Raw genomic sequence first — 17,008 nt, forward strand, 5'->3', positions numbered from 1 at the left:
TCAGCCCGCATCCAGGCTGGACAAGTCCACCAGGGCGCCCGGTTCGGGTGCCCCGACCGTTTCGATCTCGTCATGATCGGCCGCTATGGCCTCCTGGATCAGCTCGCTCAGTGTGGCCGGGAAGGTCCGCGCCAGCGTTTCTACCGTTGCTGCCGGGATGCGGCGGGCGTCATACCACCAATCGAGATGCAATGAGCCACCGGAGCGATAAGCCCGGAGTTCGATCGCGTGGCCCAACCCAGGGATCGTCTCGCGTACGGGCATCGTCATGTCGGAGTCGAACTGTACCGGTGCATCGGTGCTCGGCAACTCGGGAATGACGCCCGCATAACGGAAGTGGATGTCGGGCGTGCGCTGCGCACCGAGCACGCGTCCGGTCGGCGCATACAGGTACCGCAGCAGCCCGTATCCGATTCCGTAGTGCGGAACGGATTGCAGCGTGTCGTGAACGGCGTCGAGCTGCCGAATCGCCGACGCGCCTTGCCCGTTCGCGCATGCCAGTGGAATCGGGTAGTACGTCGTGAACCAACCCACGGTTCTGCGCAGGTCGACGTCCGGTCGCAGCACCGAGCGCCCGTCGCCCTCGAGTTCCACGGCGACCACACCGTCACCGACCGTCTTGGCTATCGTTCGGCCGAGCCCGGCCAGCACGATCTCCTGGATCGAGCGCCGGAACCGGCGCCGAGCGTCATCGAGCTCGGATGTCTGCTCGAAGTTCAGCGTGGTCGACGACCTCATCAGGTCATCGGCGCTCGGTGGTTGCGTGGTTTCCGCAGCCCCCAGGGCGTCGGTCAGCCACAAGGTCACCTTGCTGGAGTTCTCGATCCAGAAGGAGCGAGTGTCGAGGGCCGCCGGATGGGTGGCGAGGGCCGCGCAGCGCACCGACCACTCCCGCCACCCGGTGGTGACCGGCTCCAGCGTGACCTCCTCGCCCGCCAGCCGCCGGCCGAACGCGGCGACGATGTCGTTGCCCAGGATCTGCAGCGACGCGTCGTCGCTGACCGTCTCGTGCAGGCTGAGGCCCAGGTAGTGCGGACCGCCGTGCCCGGCGGTGATGTGCACGGCAGTCAGCGGCGCGTCCGAGAGGTCTTGGCGGGCAGCCAGTTCGGCCACGATGGCGGACACCGCAGTCCGCTCCTGCGGGCTGCCGGCGGACACGTCGTCGGGAAGTGACGCGGTCGAGAGCCGGGTGAACTCCGCGGGTGATGCGATGTGCTGCTCCCACATTCCGGCCTTGTCGACGAGCTGCAGCCGCAACGCGTCGTGGTGGTTGGCCACCGCGGTCAGCACTGCCCGGACGTCTTCCAGGCCGATCTTGGGGTCGAGCCGCAGGATCAGCGGGATGCGCCAGCGGCCGGTGTCACGCAGCCCACGGTCGAGGAAGTACGCCAGGTTCGGCGGAACCGCCGGATGCGCCTGGGGCTCAGCGGGTTTCGCTAACCCGCTGGCCGCGAAGGAGGCGTCGACAGCGGCCGCCAGCGTGGCCAAGGTCGGGTATTCGTAAAGGTCCTGCGGTGTAATGGTCAGGCCCTCGTTGGCGGCGGACATCGCGATGCTGATGGCCATCAGGGAATCGCCGCCCATGTCAAAGAAATTGGCGTTTCGATCGATGGAGCTGACGCCCATGCACTGTTCCCAGATGCGCCGCAACGTGGTCTCGGTCTGCAACTCTCCGTTCTGCGCCACTTCGACGGTGCCGGCACCAGTCCCCGCACCTACCGGTGAGCCGTTACTCGCGGCGGGAACCTGCGACCAGACCATGTGCTTGGGCTCCACCCAATGCCGTTGGCGGGCAAACGGATAGCCGGGCAGGGAAACCAGCTGCGGCTGGGCCGCACGCCGCGGCGTCCAGTCGACGTCGATTCCGGCTGACCAGAGCTCACCCAGCGCGCGCAGGAAGGTGTCGCGGTCATCGGCGTTCTGAATCGGATGACGCATGAGCCGGACGGCGCGATGCCCAGCCGACCACTTCGGATGCCGTATTGCCGAACCGGTAAGGCTGCCGCCGGGACCGACCTCGACGAGGACTCGACCCGGATCTGTCAGCACCACGTCGAGTTCGTCGGCGAACCTGATCGGGGAGCTGATCTGACGTGCCCAGGTGGCCGGGTCGGTGACCTGCTGCTCGGTCAGCCAGGTTCCGGTGAGGTTGCTCAGCAGCGGCGTGCGCGGGGCACGCAGCTGCTGCCGGGACAGGAATGCCTGGAATTCTTCCAACATCGGATCCATCGAGCTGGTGTGAAACGCGTGGGTCGCGCGGACCCGGCGAACCGGTATCCCGGCCTCGTTGAGACGTTGGGTGAACTCGCGGATCGCGTCCTTGGGGCCGGCGACCACGCAGTTGCCGGGATCGTTGACCGCCGAGAGCTCCACCCCCGGCGAGAGGTACTGCGCGACCTCGTCGGGGCCGACCGCCACCGCGACCATGGCGCCGGGCGGTGACTCATGCATCAGGCGGGCCCGCAACGCGACGGTCTTGATCGCGGTCTCGACGTCGAATACCCCGGCCAGGGTGGCCGCGATGTATTCGCCGGTGCTGTAGCCGATGTAGGCGCCCGCACGCACCCCGTAGCTGTCGACCAGCTTGGCGAGCGCGTACTCCACGGTGAACAGTGCCGGTTGCGATCGGTCGATGCGCTCCAGATCCGTTGCGGTCCCGCTGAACACCTCGGCGTATAGATCGATGTCCATCTCGCGGCGGAATCCGGCGGCGCAGGCATCGAAATGTTCGGCGAAGACGGGCTCGGTGTCGTAAAGCCCTTTCGCCATGCCGACGTGCTGCGCGCCCTGGCCCGGGAAGAGGAAAACGACGCGGTCTGACGTGGTTGTTTCAGGGGCGCCGTCCGTGCCGGATTCGGCGACGAAGACGTTGTCGTGCTCGGCCGCCCGCAGCACCTTGACCGCGTGCTCACGGTCGTGGACGACGGCGGCCATCGTGACAGTGTGCTTGCGGCGCCGGGTGAGCGTGTAGGCCACGTCGGACAGGTCCGGTGCGTCCGGCCGTTCTAGCGCGGCGGCCAGGGTGTTGCGCGACTCCCCAAGCGCTGCCGCGCTTTTCGCCGACAGCAGCAGCACTTGCGGCCCGGCCGGCGCGGGGTGAGCCGGAACCGCTGGTGCTTCCTTTGGGGCCTGTTCTAAGACGACGTGCGCGTTGGTGCCGCCGACCCCAAACGAGCTGACCCCGGCCCGCAGCACACCATCGGACTCCCAGGGGCCGTACTTGCTTTGCACCGTGAACGGGGTCTCGTCCAGCCGCAGTTCCGGGTTGGGGCTGGTGTAGTGCAGTGTCGCAGGAATCGCCCGGTGCTTCAGGCACAGGATCGTCTTGATCAGACCCGCGATTCCGGCGGCGACCTCCAGGTGGCCGATGTTCGACTTGACCGACCCCAGTACGCATGGCCCTGGGCGGGCCGTTTCAGAAACCTCGAATGCCGTTCGCAGCCCTTGGATTTCGATAGGATCACCGAGCGGGGTGCCGGTTCCGTGGCACTCGACATAGCTGATGGTCGAGGAATCGACGCCGGCCACCGCGTGGGCTTCGGCGATGACGTCGGCCTGGGCGGCCGGATTGGGGGCCGCGTAGCCCATTTTCGCCGATCCGTCGTTGTTGATCGCCGATCCGCGGATGACGGCGTGAATGCGGTCGCCGGCGTCGATGGCCGCCTGCAACGGCTTGAGCGCCACCATCGCCACACCGCTGCCGAAGACGGTGCCGTCGGCGCGCACGTCGAAGGGCCGGCAATGGCCGACCGCCGACACCATCGATCCCGGCGAGTTCCAGTAACCGACACGGTGCGGGATGCACAACGAGGACCCGCCGGCCAGTGCCATGTCGCACTCGCCGGACAGCAGGCTCAGGCAGGCCAGGTGCACGGCGACCAGCGAAGACGAGCAGGCGGTTTGGACCGCGATGCTCGGGCCGCGCAGGTTGAACGCATGCGATATCCGCGTCGCCAGGAAATCTTTGTCGTTTTGCAGGAACAGGCTGAACTGGTCGAAGTTGAGCCCCTCGGCCAGCACCGCGTTCGGGTCTCGATGCGACAGCAGGTTGTGTAGCAGATAGCCGCTGGGAGAGCTGGTTCCGTACACGCCGATCGAGCCGTCGAACTGGGCGGGGTCACACCCGGCGTCCTCGAGCGCATGCCACGCGCATTGCAGGAACAGCCGGTGTTGCGGGTCGAGCACCTGCGCGGCCAGCGGGGGGAATCCGAAGAAGTCCGCGTCGAATTCGTCGATCCCGTCCAGTAGCGGTGCGCGGCGCACGTATGCCGGGTCGGCCAGCGTCTTGTCGCTGACCCCCGCGTCGCGCAGTTCCTGTTCCGACAGGGTGACGATCGACTCCTTGCCGCGCCGAAGATTGCTCCAGAAGGTCGACAGATCGTTCGCGCCCGGGAATCTGCCGGCCATGCCGACTACCGCGATGGCGTTGTCGGGTGTGCTCACAGGTCTTGTCCTCCGTGTAGTCCAGGCTTGGGCCGCCGCCGTATCGCGGCTCCATGTCGCGCTGCCGCGCGCTGCTGCGCCCGGTCGCGAACGGTGGCCATGCTTTTTTGGTTTTCCAGCGTCTGGTCGGGGCCCGAGAGCCCGAGTTGGCGCATCAGGTCGACGGTCAGGTCGTGCAGGGACGCCCCCTGCAAGATCAGTGCCACCGGCGGTTCCACGCCGAAGTCGGCCCGCGCGCCGTTGCGGATCCGCACCGCCATCAGGGAGTCCAGCCCCAGCTCCGTCAGCGGCACGGCGGGATCGACAGCTGACCGGTCAGCGTAGCCCATCACCGCCGCGATCCGCGCGCGCATCCGCTCGGTCACCACCCGCTGCGCCTCGGCCGCGTCGAGGTCGGCAAGCGCGTCGGGTCCGGCCCAGTCGCCGAGATCGCCCGCCGAGTCCAGCTCGTCGACCACCCGGGTGAAGTAGCTGATGCCGCGGATCTCCGGGAACGCGATCAGAGCCCGGTCGGCGCGCAGCCTGGCGACGCCGGTGCGGGCCCGGCCGGCGGCCAGCAGCGAGTCCAATGCCTCGATGCCCTCTGCCGGGGTGATGGTGTCAAGGACGCTGCCGACCAGGGATTGCGCGACACCCACCTCTGACCACGGCCCCCAGTTGATCACCGCCGCCGGCAGGCCGGATGCTCGGCGCCAGGTGACCAGCGCGTCGAGCCAGGCACTGGCGCAGGCGTAGGCCGCCTGGCCCGGAGAGCCCAATAGTGAAGCGACGGAGGAGAATCCGAGCCACCAGTCGAGCTGGCAGCCCTCGGTGGCGTGGTGCATCCGCAGTGCTCCGGCCGCCTTGGGTGCCCATACCCGCTCGAGGGTGTCCCTGCTCATGGAGAACACCAGGCTGTCTTCGATGACCGCGGCGGCGTGCACGACACCGCGTAATTGCGCCCCCGCTTGTCCCGCTGCCTCGATGAGACGTTCGGCCACGCCCGGCGCTGCGACGTCGCCGCGGACGATCACGATGTCGGCGCGGGCTTCCAATGCGGCCAAGGCCTGGCGCTGGTCGTCGGTGGGTTCGCTGCGGCCATTGAGCACCACCCGGCCGGCGCCGCGGTCAACCAGCCAGTTGGCGACCACCAACCCGAGTCCGCCGAGACCACCGGTGACGACGTACGAGGCTCCGGGGCGGACCACCGGGTGACCCGCTTGTGCATCGAAAGTGGCGCGCGACAGGCGTTCGACGAACCTGCGGTCACCCCGCCAGGCGATCACATCGTCGTTGCCCGAATCCCGCAGTTCCGCGGTCAGCGCGGCGAGCGGGTCTGGTGTGCCGTCCAGGTCGACCAGGGTGGCGCGCATATCGGGATGCTCGAAGGCGAGAACGCGCACCAGACCCTTCAAGGACGCCGTTGCGGGGGCTCCCGGCTCGTCGTCGTGAACGGGCAGCCCGCCGCCGGTGACCAGCCACAGCCGCGGTGATCGGCCGTGCCAGGTGCCGACGACGGCGCGAACGACGGTCGTGATCGACCACACCCGGTCTCGCGCTGCCGTCAACCCGTCGTCCAATCCGGACGAGGCACCGCCGACGAAGACGACCAGGCCGACGGGCGGGTGGTCCGGATCGCCTGCGGTTTCCGCGAATGCGGCCAGCATTGCCGGTTCGTCCCCGAGATCGGCGGTGAGCACCCGCCGCACCGAGCGCCACCGCTCGATGAACTGGTCGGCCATCAGCTGGGTTTGGCTGTCCGCGGTCGCGTCGGTGAGCACCAGCCAACTGCCGGGCGCCGGCTGCGCGGCCTGGGGGGCAAGGTCTCCGGCGATCGGGCTTTCGATCCATTCGACGTCGAAGATCTTCTGCGCCAACGGCAGTGGCACCGCCCGGCGCTCGATGCGGCGTAGGTAGATGCCGTCGATTTCGGCGGCTACCTGCCCGGTGTCGTCGATCAACACGATGTTGCCCAGCTTGCCGCCGCCGCCGTCGAGGTTGGCCAGCTGCGCGCGACATGTGAGGTGGCGGCCGATGTCGCGGTAGACCCGAACCTTGTCGAAGGACACCGGCAGATAGCTGGCTTCGGCTGACCCCGCGACCTCGCCGTCGGGTATTGCGGCACCCAGGCTTTGCAGGGCGGTATCCAGCATGGCCGGATGCAGCCGAAATCCGGGGTGCCGCGGAGCCTCGTCGGGAAGGGTGATCTCGGTTTCGGCGGAACCGTCGGATAAACGCGATATTCGGCTCAGCGCCGCGAAGGCGGGACCGTGGTGTTGACCGGTTTGACGAAGTAAGGCATAGAAATCGGCGGGCGACACCGTTGGCGCGGTGGAAGAACGGTGTGCATCCGGGTGGGTGCGCACGGCGTCGGGCGGTGCTGGTTCGACCCTGGCCGTGGCGTGCCGGCGGAAGTCGCCGTTGGGCGAGCGGGAGTAGATCTCGACCCGAATCTGGCTGTCGCCGTTGCGAATCAACTGGGTGGTCAGCTGGGTGTGGCCGTCGAGGGGCAGCATCTGCTCGACCTCGAACTGGGTGATGCCGATCGAGTCGGCGGATACGCCCAGCGCTTCGGTGCCCGCCGCCAACGCGATCTCGGCGAACGCCGCGGCCGGCATGATCGGTTGGCCGAACACCTTGTGATCGGCCAACCACGGGGATACGTCGGTTCCGACGTCGGCCTGCCACACATGGTTTCCGCCGCTGGGCATCTCGATGTGGGCGCCGAGCAGTGGATGGGTGGCGGCCAGTTCCGACATCGCGGATCGATCCGTGACCCAGAATCTGCTGTGCTGCCACGGTGTGGGCGGTACGTCCACGAGGCGCCCGTTGGCGTCGTCCGGGGTGGTCGCTCCGACCGTGGCGAGTTGGGTGTGGAAGAACAGCGTTTGGTCGTGGTCGCGGTTCATCGTCCCCGTGACGATCTGGTCGCCGGCGCCCTCCAGGGTTTCGGTGATGGCGTGCAGGAGCACCGGGTGCGGACTCATCTCGATGAAGGCATGGCAGCCGTGGCGGTCGGCGGCTGCGGCTCTAATGGCCTGGTGGAATCGCACCGGGTTGCGCAGGTTGGCCGACCAATAGTCGGCATCCATCACCGGGTGTGAGTGTTCGTCACTTAGGCGCGTGGTCGTGATGATCGGGATGCGTGGTGGCTGCGGGGCCAAATCCGCCAGTGCGCTTCGCAATTCGGGCAGGATCGGGTCGATGATCGGGTGATGGGAGGCCACGTCGACCTCGACGCGTCGCGCCAGCCGATTCTGTGCGGCAACCGCGGCGATGATCGAGTCCACCGCCTCGGGCGGCCCGGCGATCACCGACTGACGCGGCGACGCATACACCGCCAGCGTTACCTGCGGATAGTCGGCGATCAGCGACTCGGTGGCATCGGCATCGAGTTCGAGCAGCGCCATCGCGCCCTGACCCGACAGCCGGGCCATCAAACGCGACCGGGTGGCGATCACCTTCAAGCCCTGCTCGGGCGTCAATACGCCGGCCACGACCGCCGCGGCCACCTCGCCCATCGAGTGCCCGATCACCGCATCGGGTGTCACGCCGTAGGACCGCCACAACTCGGTCAGGGCCAGCTGCATCCCGACCAGCACCGGCTGGATGCGGTCGATGCCCACCACCTCGTCGCCCGCGGATAGTGTCTGTTGTAACGAAAAGCCAACCTGGGCAACGAATACCGGCTCCAGCTCGGCTATCGCCTTGGCGAACGCCGGTTCGTCGGCCAGCAACTGCCGGCCCATCCCGGCCCACTGCGAACCCTGACCCGAGTACACGAATACCCGGCCCGGCCCGCCAGCACGCTGATCACAACCCACCACACCGACCCGCGGCTGTCCGGTCGCCAGCGCCCGCAATCCTGCGACAGCCTCGGCGCGGTCACGCGCGATCACGGTGGCGACCTTGGCGTGCCGGGGCCGGTGATGGTTGATGGTGTGCGCCACGTCGGCAAGCGATGCCGCCGCGCCCGGCCCGGACATCCAGTCGGCCAACGCCGCGGCCATGCCGGCTACGCGTTGCGCCGTCTTGCCCGATACCGTCACGGTCGTGACGGGGGGTGCTTCGACGGCGGGCGGTGGCGCCTGGTCCGGGCCTTGCTCGAGCACCACGTGCGCGTTGGTCCCGCTGAGGCCGAACGACGACACCGCTGCACGGCGCGGTCCGGTCGCCGCGGGCCACGGGGCGGTTTCGGTCGGCACGAACAGCCGGGTCGCCGACGCGTCGATGGCGGGGTTCCACCGGGTGAAGTGCAGATTGCGCGGAATCTGTCCGCGCTCGACCGCCAGCACCGCCTTGATGAATCCGGCCACCCCGGCGGCGGCCTCCAGGTGACCGATGTTGGTCTTGACCGAGCCCAACGCGCACGAGCCGGCGCCCTGGCCTTCAAGGCCATACGTGGTCGCCAGCGACTCGAACTCGATGGGATCACCCAATATTGTTCCGGTGCCGTGCGTTTCGACATACTGGACGCTGTCGGCGGGGACGTCGGCGAGCCGCAGCGCCGAGGCGATCACGTCGCGCTGGGCGAGCGCGTTGGGTGCGGTCATGCCGTTGGAGCGGCCGTCGGAGTTGGTTGCCGAACCTCGGACTACCGCCAGTACCCGGTCCCGGTCGCGCAGCGCGTCGGCCAGCCGTTTGAGCACTACCACACCGCAGCCCTCGCCGCGTACGAATCCGTCGGCGTTGGCGTCGAAGCTGTTGCATCGACCGGTCGGCGACAGCGCCGACCACTTGGACAGCGCGATCGCGGTGAAGGGGGACAAGGTGAGCTGCACCCCGCCGGCCAGTGCGACGTCGGTCTCGCGCAGCCGCAGGCTCTGGCAGGCCAGGTGGATCGCCACCAACGACGACGAGCACGCGGTGTCCACGGCGACGGCCGGACCGCGCAATCCCAGCAGGTAGGAGATCCGGCCCACCGCCGCGCAATGCGGCGTTCCGGTGCTCAGGTAGGCGTCGATGTCGGCTCTGCGCTCGATGTTGACGATCGTGTAGTCCCACGACGACAGCCCCATCATCACGCCGGTTCGGCTGCCGCTCAGGGAATCCGGCTGGATACCGGCGTGCTCGAGCGCTTCCCAGGCCACTTCGAGCAGCATCCGATGCTGCGGGTCCATCGCCACGGCTTCGCGGGGCGTGATGCCGAAGAAGTCGGCGTCGAAAGCGTCGACGTCGGAAACGAATCCGCCCCATTTCGTCGTCATGTGCCCGGGCGCCGACGGGTCGGGGTCGTAGAACGCGTCCGCGTCCCACCGATCCGGCGGTACCTCACCGATGGTGTCCACACCGTCGACCAGCAGTTGCCAAAAGCTTTCCGGCCCAGTCACATTCCCCGGGAAGCGGCAACCGATGCCCACCACCGCAACCGGCTCGGCGATGTCGGTGGGGAAGGCCGTCCCGGCGCGGACGAGCTCGCGAGCCAGGGCGGCCCGGGCGTTGGGCGACAGTTGCGCCGCGCGCTCTGCCAGGCTGGTCATGACTCACCTCGTGCGGCAGCTTCCAGCTCGCTGGCTTCGACCAGATCGGCGAGCAAGTCCATCTCCTCGTCAGACAGTTCGGGTTCCGCGTCAGCGGTCTGCTGCGCGGCGGCCGGCGGTGCATAGTCCATGCGTTCGCACAAGGCGGCCGCCAGGTCGGTGATCGTCGGGTAGGCCCACACCAGCGCGACCGGCAAGGTGATGCCCAGACTTGCTTCCAGCCGGTTTCGCAATTCCAGGGCCATCAGCGAATCGAGCCCCAGCGTCTCCAACGGCCGGTCGTGGTCGATCGGATCGCTCGAACGCAGCACGCCGCGGATCTCGCCGGCGATCGCCGACGCCAGGTAGCCCGGGCGTTCGGCCGCGTCGAGGGCGTCCAGCTGCGCCCGGACCTTGCCGCCGCCGCTTCGCTCGGGCGCCGTCGACTCCTGCAGCTTCGCGAACAACGACGACCCAGCCACGGCGGGGAAGGACTGGAACCACTGCCGAGCGTCCAGGCTGAACACACCGGTGCGCGCCCGATCGGCGGCGAGCACCGCCTGCATCGCGGCCAGGCCCTGCTCGGCGGTGATCATCGACACACCCAGGTCGGCGAAGAACTGGGCGCGACCGACCTCGGCCCATGGGCCCCAGTTGATTCCGACCGCGGGCAGTCCCCGGGAGCGCCGGTACGCGACCAGGCCGTCGACCCACGAGTTGGCTGCGGCGTAGGCGCCCTGCCCGGGTGTGCCGAGAAGCGCGGCGGCCGAGGAGAAGGTGAGCCACCAGTCGACGTCCCGCGACGCCGTCGCCTGATGCAGCCGCCAGCTGCCGGCGACCTTCGGGGCGAAAACCCGCGCGGCGGCCGAATCGGTCATGTTCAACACGATTTCGTCGGCCAGCACCATCGCGCTGTGCAGGACACCGGCCAGCCGGAAGCCGGCCGCTTCGACCGCCTGCACCAGCCGGTCGGCGGTGCCGGGTTCGGCGATGTCGCCGGTGATCACCTCGATCCGGTGACCCGCGGCGCGCAGCTCCGCGATGGCCGCCCCGACCTCGTCGCCGGGAGCCGAACGTCCGTTCAGGACAACCAATCCCGCGCCCTGTTCGGCCAGCCAGCGGGCGACGACGAAGCCGAGACCGCCCATGCCGCCGACGATCAGGTAGCCGCCGTCGGGGCTGACCAGGGGAAGTGGCGGCGGCGACGCGACTGCTTCGATGCTGCCGCTATCCGGTATCGAGATGACGATCTTGCCGGTGTGCTTGCCGGAGGCCATGAGCCGGAATGCGTCGGCCGCGTCGCGCAGGCTGAATTCGGTGACGGGCAGCACCGGCAGGCGACCGGCTGCCACGTGCTCCAGGATGTGTTGCAGGAGTTGGCGGTACTTTGCCGGTCGCAGCTTCAGGTTCAGGTCGAGGTCTACCACGCAGAACGACGCGCTTTTGGCCAGGGCCGCCAGCCCCAGGTTGGCGTCGGCGTAGACGTCCTTCTTGCCCAGCTCGATGAAGCGGCCGCCGGGCGCCAGGATCTGCACGCCACGCTGAATCGCTTCTCCGGCCAGCGAATTGAGCACGACATCGACCCCGTAGCCGTTGGTGAGCTCGAGAATCTCGTCGGCGAAGTCCACACCGCGGGAGTCGCCGACGTACTCGACGCCGAGCTTGGACAGCATGTCGCGTTTGGCGTCCGAGCCGGCTGTGGTGTAGATGCGGGCGCCGATCATTTTCGCGATCGAGACCGCGGCCATGCCGACGCCGCCGGTGGCGGAGTGGATGAGCACCCGTTCGCCCGGGGCCAGCCGCCCGACCTCGCACAGTGAATGCCAGGCGGTCAGATATGCGACGCCGAACGTGGCCGCCTCGTTGTCGGGCAGCGTGTCGGGGATGGGGACGACCAGATCGGCAAGCGTGCCCACGTGGGTGCCGAATGTGCCGGGACCGAAGGCGATGACGCGCTGCCCCATCTCGACCGAGGCCTCCCCGGACCTTACGTCGTCGCCGACGGCGGTCACGTAGCCGACGCACTCGCCGCCGATCACTGGCGCAGCCCCGTCGAGCCCGGGATACACGCCCATCGCCTTGAGCACGTCGCTGAAGTTGAGTCCCGCGGCGACCACCCGGACCTCGACCTGATCGCCCTGCGGCCTAGCCCGTTTCACCTCGTGGACGGTGAGCGCGTCCAGCCGGCCGGGCTGGTCGATCTGCAGCCGGACAGCTCCGCCCAAAGGCCCGGTGCGGTCGAGGTTCACGACGGTGCGCCGGGACTCGGCGGCCAGATCACCGTTCGCCGTGGTGGGCGCGGGCACCAGCCGGTTGACGTAGCGCTGTCCGTCGCGGTAGGCGACCTCGTCGTGGTCCGACCCGGCGAGCAGCTCCGCGGTCAGGCCGACCAGTGAGCCGGTGCCTTCGGGTTCGATGTCGACGAGTGTGGTCTTGAGTTCGGAATGCTCGAATGTCAACACCCGGGCGATTCCACGTAACTCGGCCTGCGCCAACGTGACCGAGTCGGTGGGATCGAACTGTTGGGCGCCGCGGGTGACGATCCACAGCCGCGGACTCTTACGGGTGCCCATCCGCGTCACGGTCTCCACCACGCGCGCGATCAGCAGGGTGCGCGTCCGCGCCAGCTCCAGCTGAGCGTCGTCGGGCAACGATTCGTCGACGCTGCGAGGGGGACAGACCATGACGATGCCGTCCCACCCGGAGCCGGATCGGGTGATCGTCGCGCGCAGCGCCGCCTCGTCGTGCGGCGAGATCAGTTCCACCTCGGTACGGTCGGATAGCGACGACCGCAACGCGGGCAGCAGTGGGTCGGCCGCGGCAGGGTCACCGATCAACAACAGCCGGTCCGGGCCCGGGGATACCGGGGCCGCTTTGGTCAGCGGCGCCGGCTCCCACTCCAACGTGAACAGGCGTTGGATGAGTTCGGTTGCACCGCTGACGGATCCAAGAACGGCCATCTCGACCTCGTCGATGACCAGCAGCGGCAGGCCATCCGGATCGGTCAGGACGACTTCGCCGACCAGCCGGTCCGAACCCTCGCGGGCGGCGAGAGTGCCGACGGCGCGGACGCCGCGGGTGACCTCGCCGTACACATGCACGCCCGCGTAACGTACCGGCACCACCAAGGATTTCCGGGCGGTCTGCCCGCCGGCCAGGTCGGTGGCCATCCGGGTGGCGCCCAGCGTCTGCAACGCGATATCCATCATGACCGGATGCAGCAAGAAGTCGCGGGAACCCGGTCTGGCCGGCGAGGGTAGCCGCACGTCGGCGCGGGCCGCGCCGGATTGCTCGACGGCGAGTCCGACGATGCCTTGAAACGCCGGTCCGTGTTGTTGGCCGGCGCCGCGCAGCCGCTGGTACAGCTCGTCGGGATCGAGTTCGTCCGCCGTGTCGCCGACCGCCGCACGTGGTGCCTTGTGATCCGGCGGCGCCACCGATTGGGTGCGCGCGACGGTGGCGGTGGCATGGGTTGTCCATTCCGAAGACCCACTGCGAGAGTGGATTTCGATCCGGCAGCGTTGTTCGTCGCCGGTGAGCGTGGTGACCAGTACGGTGCCTTCGGTCACGTGCAGCATCTGGTGGAGGTCGAGCTCGGAGATCATCCAGGGCCGCTCGGGTCCGTCGTGCTCGACCGGGAAGGCTTCCGTCGCGGCGGCCAGCGCGACCTCGGCGTAGGCCGCTCCCGGCAGCACGCAGAGATCGTCGATGACGTGATCGCCGAGCCACAACAGATCCGGGGCGAGCTCGCTTTCCCAAATGCGGATGCCGTTAGTGGGGTCGGTGACGCCGACGCCGAGCAGCGGGTGGATGCCTGCCCGGTGCAATGCGGACCCGGAGTGCGAAGTGGCGCTGATCCAGTGGTGGGTGTGCTGCCACGGCGTGGTGGGCAGTACGGGGTGTGGTTCGGGCGGGTGCGGGGTTTGCGGCGGGCGGGTGGTGTGCGTGGTGTTGAGGTTGGTGTGGAACGTCAGGGTGTCGTGGGTGTCGCGTTGCAGCGTGCCGATGCTCAGATACTCGGCGTTGTGATGCGTGCTCGCCAGGGTGTCGCTGATCGAGTGGGTCAGCAGCGGGTGTGCGCTGATCTCGATGAAGGTGTGGTGCGGGCCGCCCGGGCCGTCGAAGGCGCGTGTGATCGCCTGGTGGAAACGCACCGGGTTGCGCATGTTGGTGGCCCAGTGTTCGGCGTCGAAAACCGGTTGGCTGTCGAGGTCGGCGTAGGTGGTGGAGATGATCGGCATGGTCGGCGGCCGCGGGGTGAGATCGGCCAGTTCCGAACGCATCTGGGGTTGCAGCGCATCCATGGCCGGGTTGTGCGGGGCCACCTCGATGTTGACCCGGGTGGCGAAGCCGCCCCGTTGGCGCACCGTCTCGATGAGAGCGTCGATCTGCTGCGGCGGTCCGGCAATCACGCTTTGGCGTGGTGATGCGTAGATCCCGAGGCTCACCTGGGGGTAGTCGGCGATGAGGGCTTCGGTCTCGGCGGCGTCGAGTTCGAGCAGCGCCATCGTGCCCTGCCCGGACAGCGGCGCCATCAGCCGCGACCGGATGGCGGTGACCCGCAGGCCCTGCGCCGGGGTGAGCGCGCCGGCGACCACCGCGGCGGCCACTTCGCCCATGGAGTGGCCGATCACCAGGTCGGGTTGCACCCCGTAGGAGCGCCACAGCTCGGTGAGCGCCAGCTGCATGCCGATCACCCCGAGCTGGATCTGCTCGATGCCGACCAGCTCCTTGCCGCCGGTAATTACCTCCTGAAGTGAAAACCCGGCCTGCGCAACGAAATCCGGCTCCAGTTCGGCGACGGCGGCGGCGAAGGCCGGTTCGTCGGCCAGCAGCTGGCGGCCCATTCCGGCCCACTGGGACCCACGTCCGGAGTAGACGAACACCGTGCCCGGCCCCACCGAGCCCTCCCGGGGAGCTACCACGCCCGGGGCGGATTGACCCGCGGCCAGCGCCCGCAACCCCGCCACCGCCTGGCCCCGATCCACGGCCGCCACCGTCGCGAACTTGGCGTGCCGGGGCCGGTGGTGGTTGAGGGTGTGCGCGGCATCGGCCAGCGACACCCCGGCGCCGGGGCCTTCCAGCCAATCGGCCAGCACCGATGCCGTCGCGGCCACCCGCTGCGTCGTCTTTCCCGACACCACCAGCGTCGACACCGCCGGAGTCGGGCCGTGCGGCGTAACGGCCGCCGGGGCGGGCGCCTGCTCGATCACCACGTGTGCGTTCGTCCCGCTGACACCGAATGAAGAGATGCCCGCGCGCCGCGGCCGGCCGGTTTCCGGCCACGCCATGCCGTCGGCCGCGATGGTCAGCCGAGCCGCTTCCGCACTGGCATGCGGCGTCAACTGCCGGAAGTTGAGGTGCCGCGGAATGTAGCCGTTGCCCACGGCGAGTGCGGCTTTCATGAATCCGGCGACACCCGCCGCGGCTTCCAGGTGACCCAGGTTGGTCTTCACCGAGCCGATCACCAACGGAGGTGAGCTCTCCCGCTCGCTGAAAACCTTGCTCAGCGAGTCGAGTTCGATCGGGTCGCCCAAGGGAGTTCCCGTCCCGTGGGCTTCGATGTAGTCGATGTCGGCAGCTTCTAATTTGGACGACGTCAATGCGGTGCGCAGCAGTGCTTGTTGGGCGGGCCCGTTGGGGACGGTCACCCCGCTGCTGGCGCCGTCCTGGTTGACCGCCGAACCGCGCACCACCGCAAGGATGCGGTCACCGTCGCGCACCGCGTCGTCCAACCGCTTGAGCACCACCACCGCGGCGCCCTCGCCGCGGACGTATCCATCGGCGGACGCATCGAAGGTCTTGCACTGGCCTTCCGGGGACAGCATTCCCCAACGCGAGCACGCGATGCTCGGTCCGGGGCTGAGCAACAGGTTGGTCCCACCGACCAGCGCCATGTCGCTTTCCCGCGAACGCAGGCTCTGACAGGCCAGGTGCACCGCCACCAACGACGACGAGCAGGCCGTGTCGATGACCACCGCGGGGCCGCGAGCACCCAGGATGTAGGCCAGCCGTCCGGCGGCGAAGTTCGCCGAGTTCCCGGTCGGGATGTAAGCGTCGAGCTCTTCGGGGCGCAGCTGGCCGGCCAATGTCAGCATGTAGTCGTAGGCGGTGACGCCGACGAATACCGAGGTTTGGGTACCGCGGATCAAATGCGGTGGCACGCCCGCGTTCTCCAACGCTTCCCAGGCAACTTCGATCAACAACCGCTGCTGGGGGTCCATGGCCGCGGCTTCACGGGGGGAGATCGAGAAGAACTCCGCGTCGAATTCGTCGGGCTGCCAGTCGGTGAGAAATCCCCCGTCCCGGCTGCAGATGGTCCCCGGTACGGTGTGGTCGTCGGTGTAGAAGGCGTCGGCATCCCACCGCTGGGCGGGAACCCGGACGATGCCGCTTCGGCCGTCGCACAACAACTCCCAGAACTGTTCGGGGTTGTTCACCCCGCCCGGGAACCGGCATCCCATGCCCACCACCGCGATGGGCTCGGTGCTGGACTTTTCGGCAAGTTCCAGGCGCGCCGTCAGGTCGTCGATTTTGTGCAGCGCCTCGGTAATGATCGCTCGGCGATCCGGTGTCGCGGCGGTCATCGCGTTCCCCTTAGTCGTTCGGAAAGCTGTTCCAGGAGCTCATCTTCGGTGAGTTCGTCGTAGGTGTCGGGGTCCGGCTGGTCGGGTGTCACCGCTGCTGTTGCCGCGCTGGTCGCCTCCGTTGCTTCGATGAGCTCGGGCAGGATAGTGGCCAGGTAGTCGGTAAGGCTGTACACCGTCGGATAGTCGAAAACCACCGATGCGGGCAGGAACTCGCCGAGGCTTTCCGACAGCCCCCGTTGCAGCGTGACGCTCATCAGCGAATCCATGCCGAGTTGGAAGAAGCCCGCCGATGGGTCCAGCGTCTGGATGGCGGGCATGCCCATCACAGCGGCGGCCAATGCGCCGACGTGGTCGAACAGCATGTCCCCTCGGCGTTCCGGGTGACATTTGCGCAAGGCCTGGCGGAATTCGCTTTCCGGCAACCTGACATCTTCCGGCGCCGGCAACAGGTCCTCGACGATACGCAGCGATCCCCTGGTGCGGTAGGCCGCCGCCAGCAGCGGCCAATCCGCGGCTACCACGGCAGTGCGAACCCCG

The 17,008-nt window shown here is 68.4% G+C and carries 4 protein-coding genes (1 of these 4 only partly in view); all 4 read right to left on the reverse strand.

Annotation, left to right across the window (positions count from 1 at the left end):
• Tightly spaced (each overlapping or abutting the next), the 4 genes in view from AWC07_RS14285 to AWC07_RS14300 form a layout consistent with a single transcriptional unit that may run on beyond the window.
• A complete protein-coding gene (locus AWC07_RS14285) occupies positions 1-4,443 on the reverse strand; it encodes a type I polyketide synthase (RefSeq protein WP_085105112.1) in 4,443 nt (1,480 codons plus the stop codon).
• Complete coding sequence (locus AWC07_RS14290) at positions 4,440-9,902, reverse strand: type I polyketide synthase (protein WP_085105113.1); 5,463 nt, start codon at positions 9,900-9,902, stop codon at positions 4,440-4,442. The genes AWC07_RS14285 and AWC07_RS14290 overlap by 4 nt, the downstream gene beginning before the upstream one ends.
• Positions 9,899-16,468 (reverse strand): type I polyketide synthase, encoded by a 6,570-nt coding sequence (locus tag AWC07_RS14295; RefSeq protein ID WP_036418270.1) that lies wholly within the window; start codon positions 16,466-16,468, stop codon positions 9,899-9,901. Before AWC07_RS14295 ends, AWC07_RS14290 begins: the two co-directional genes overlap by 4 nt.
• Positions 16,465-17,008, reverse strand: partial view of a type I polyketide synthase gene (locus AWC07_RS14300; protein WP_139829701.1) — the 3' portion only. Its footprint extends 4,076 nt past the window's final position; 544 of the gene's 4,620 nt are visible here — the last part of the coding sequence; its start codon lies beyond the right edge, outside the window; the stop codon is at positions 16,465-16,467. The genes AWC07_RS14295 and AWC07_RS14300 overlap by 4 nt, the downstream gene beginning before the upstream one ends.

Origin of the sequence: Mycobacterium gastri (assembly GCF_002102175.1) — a bacterium.
GTDB classification, from domain to species: Bacteria; Actinomycetota; Actinomycetes; order Mycobacteriales; family Mycobacteriaceae; genus Mycobacterium; species Mycobacterium gastri.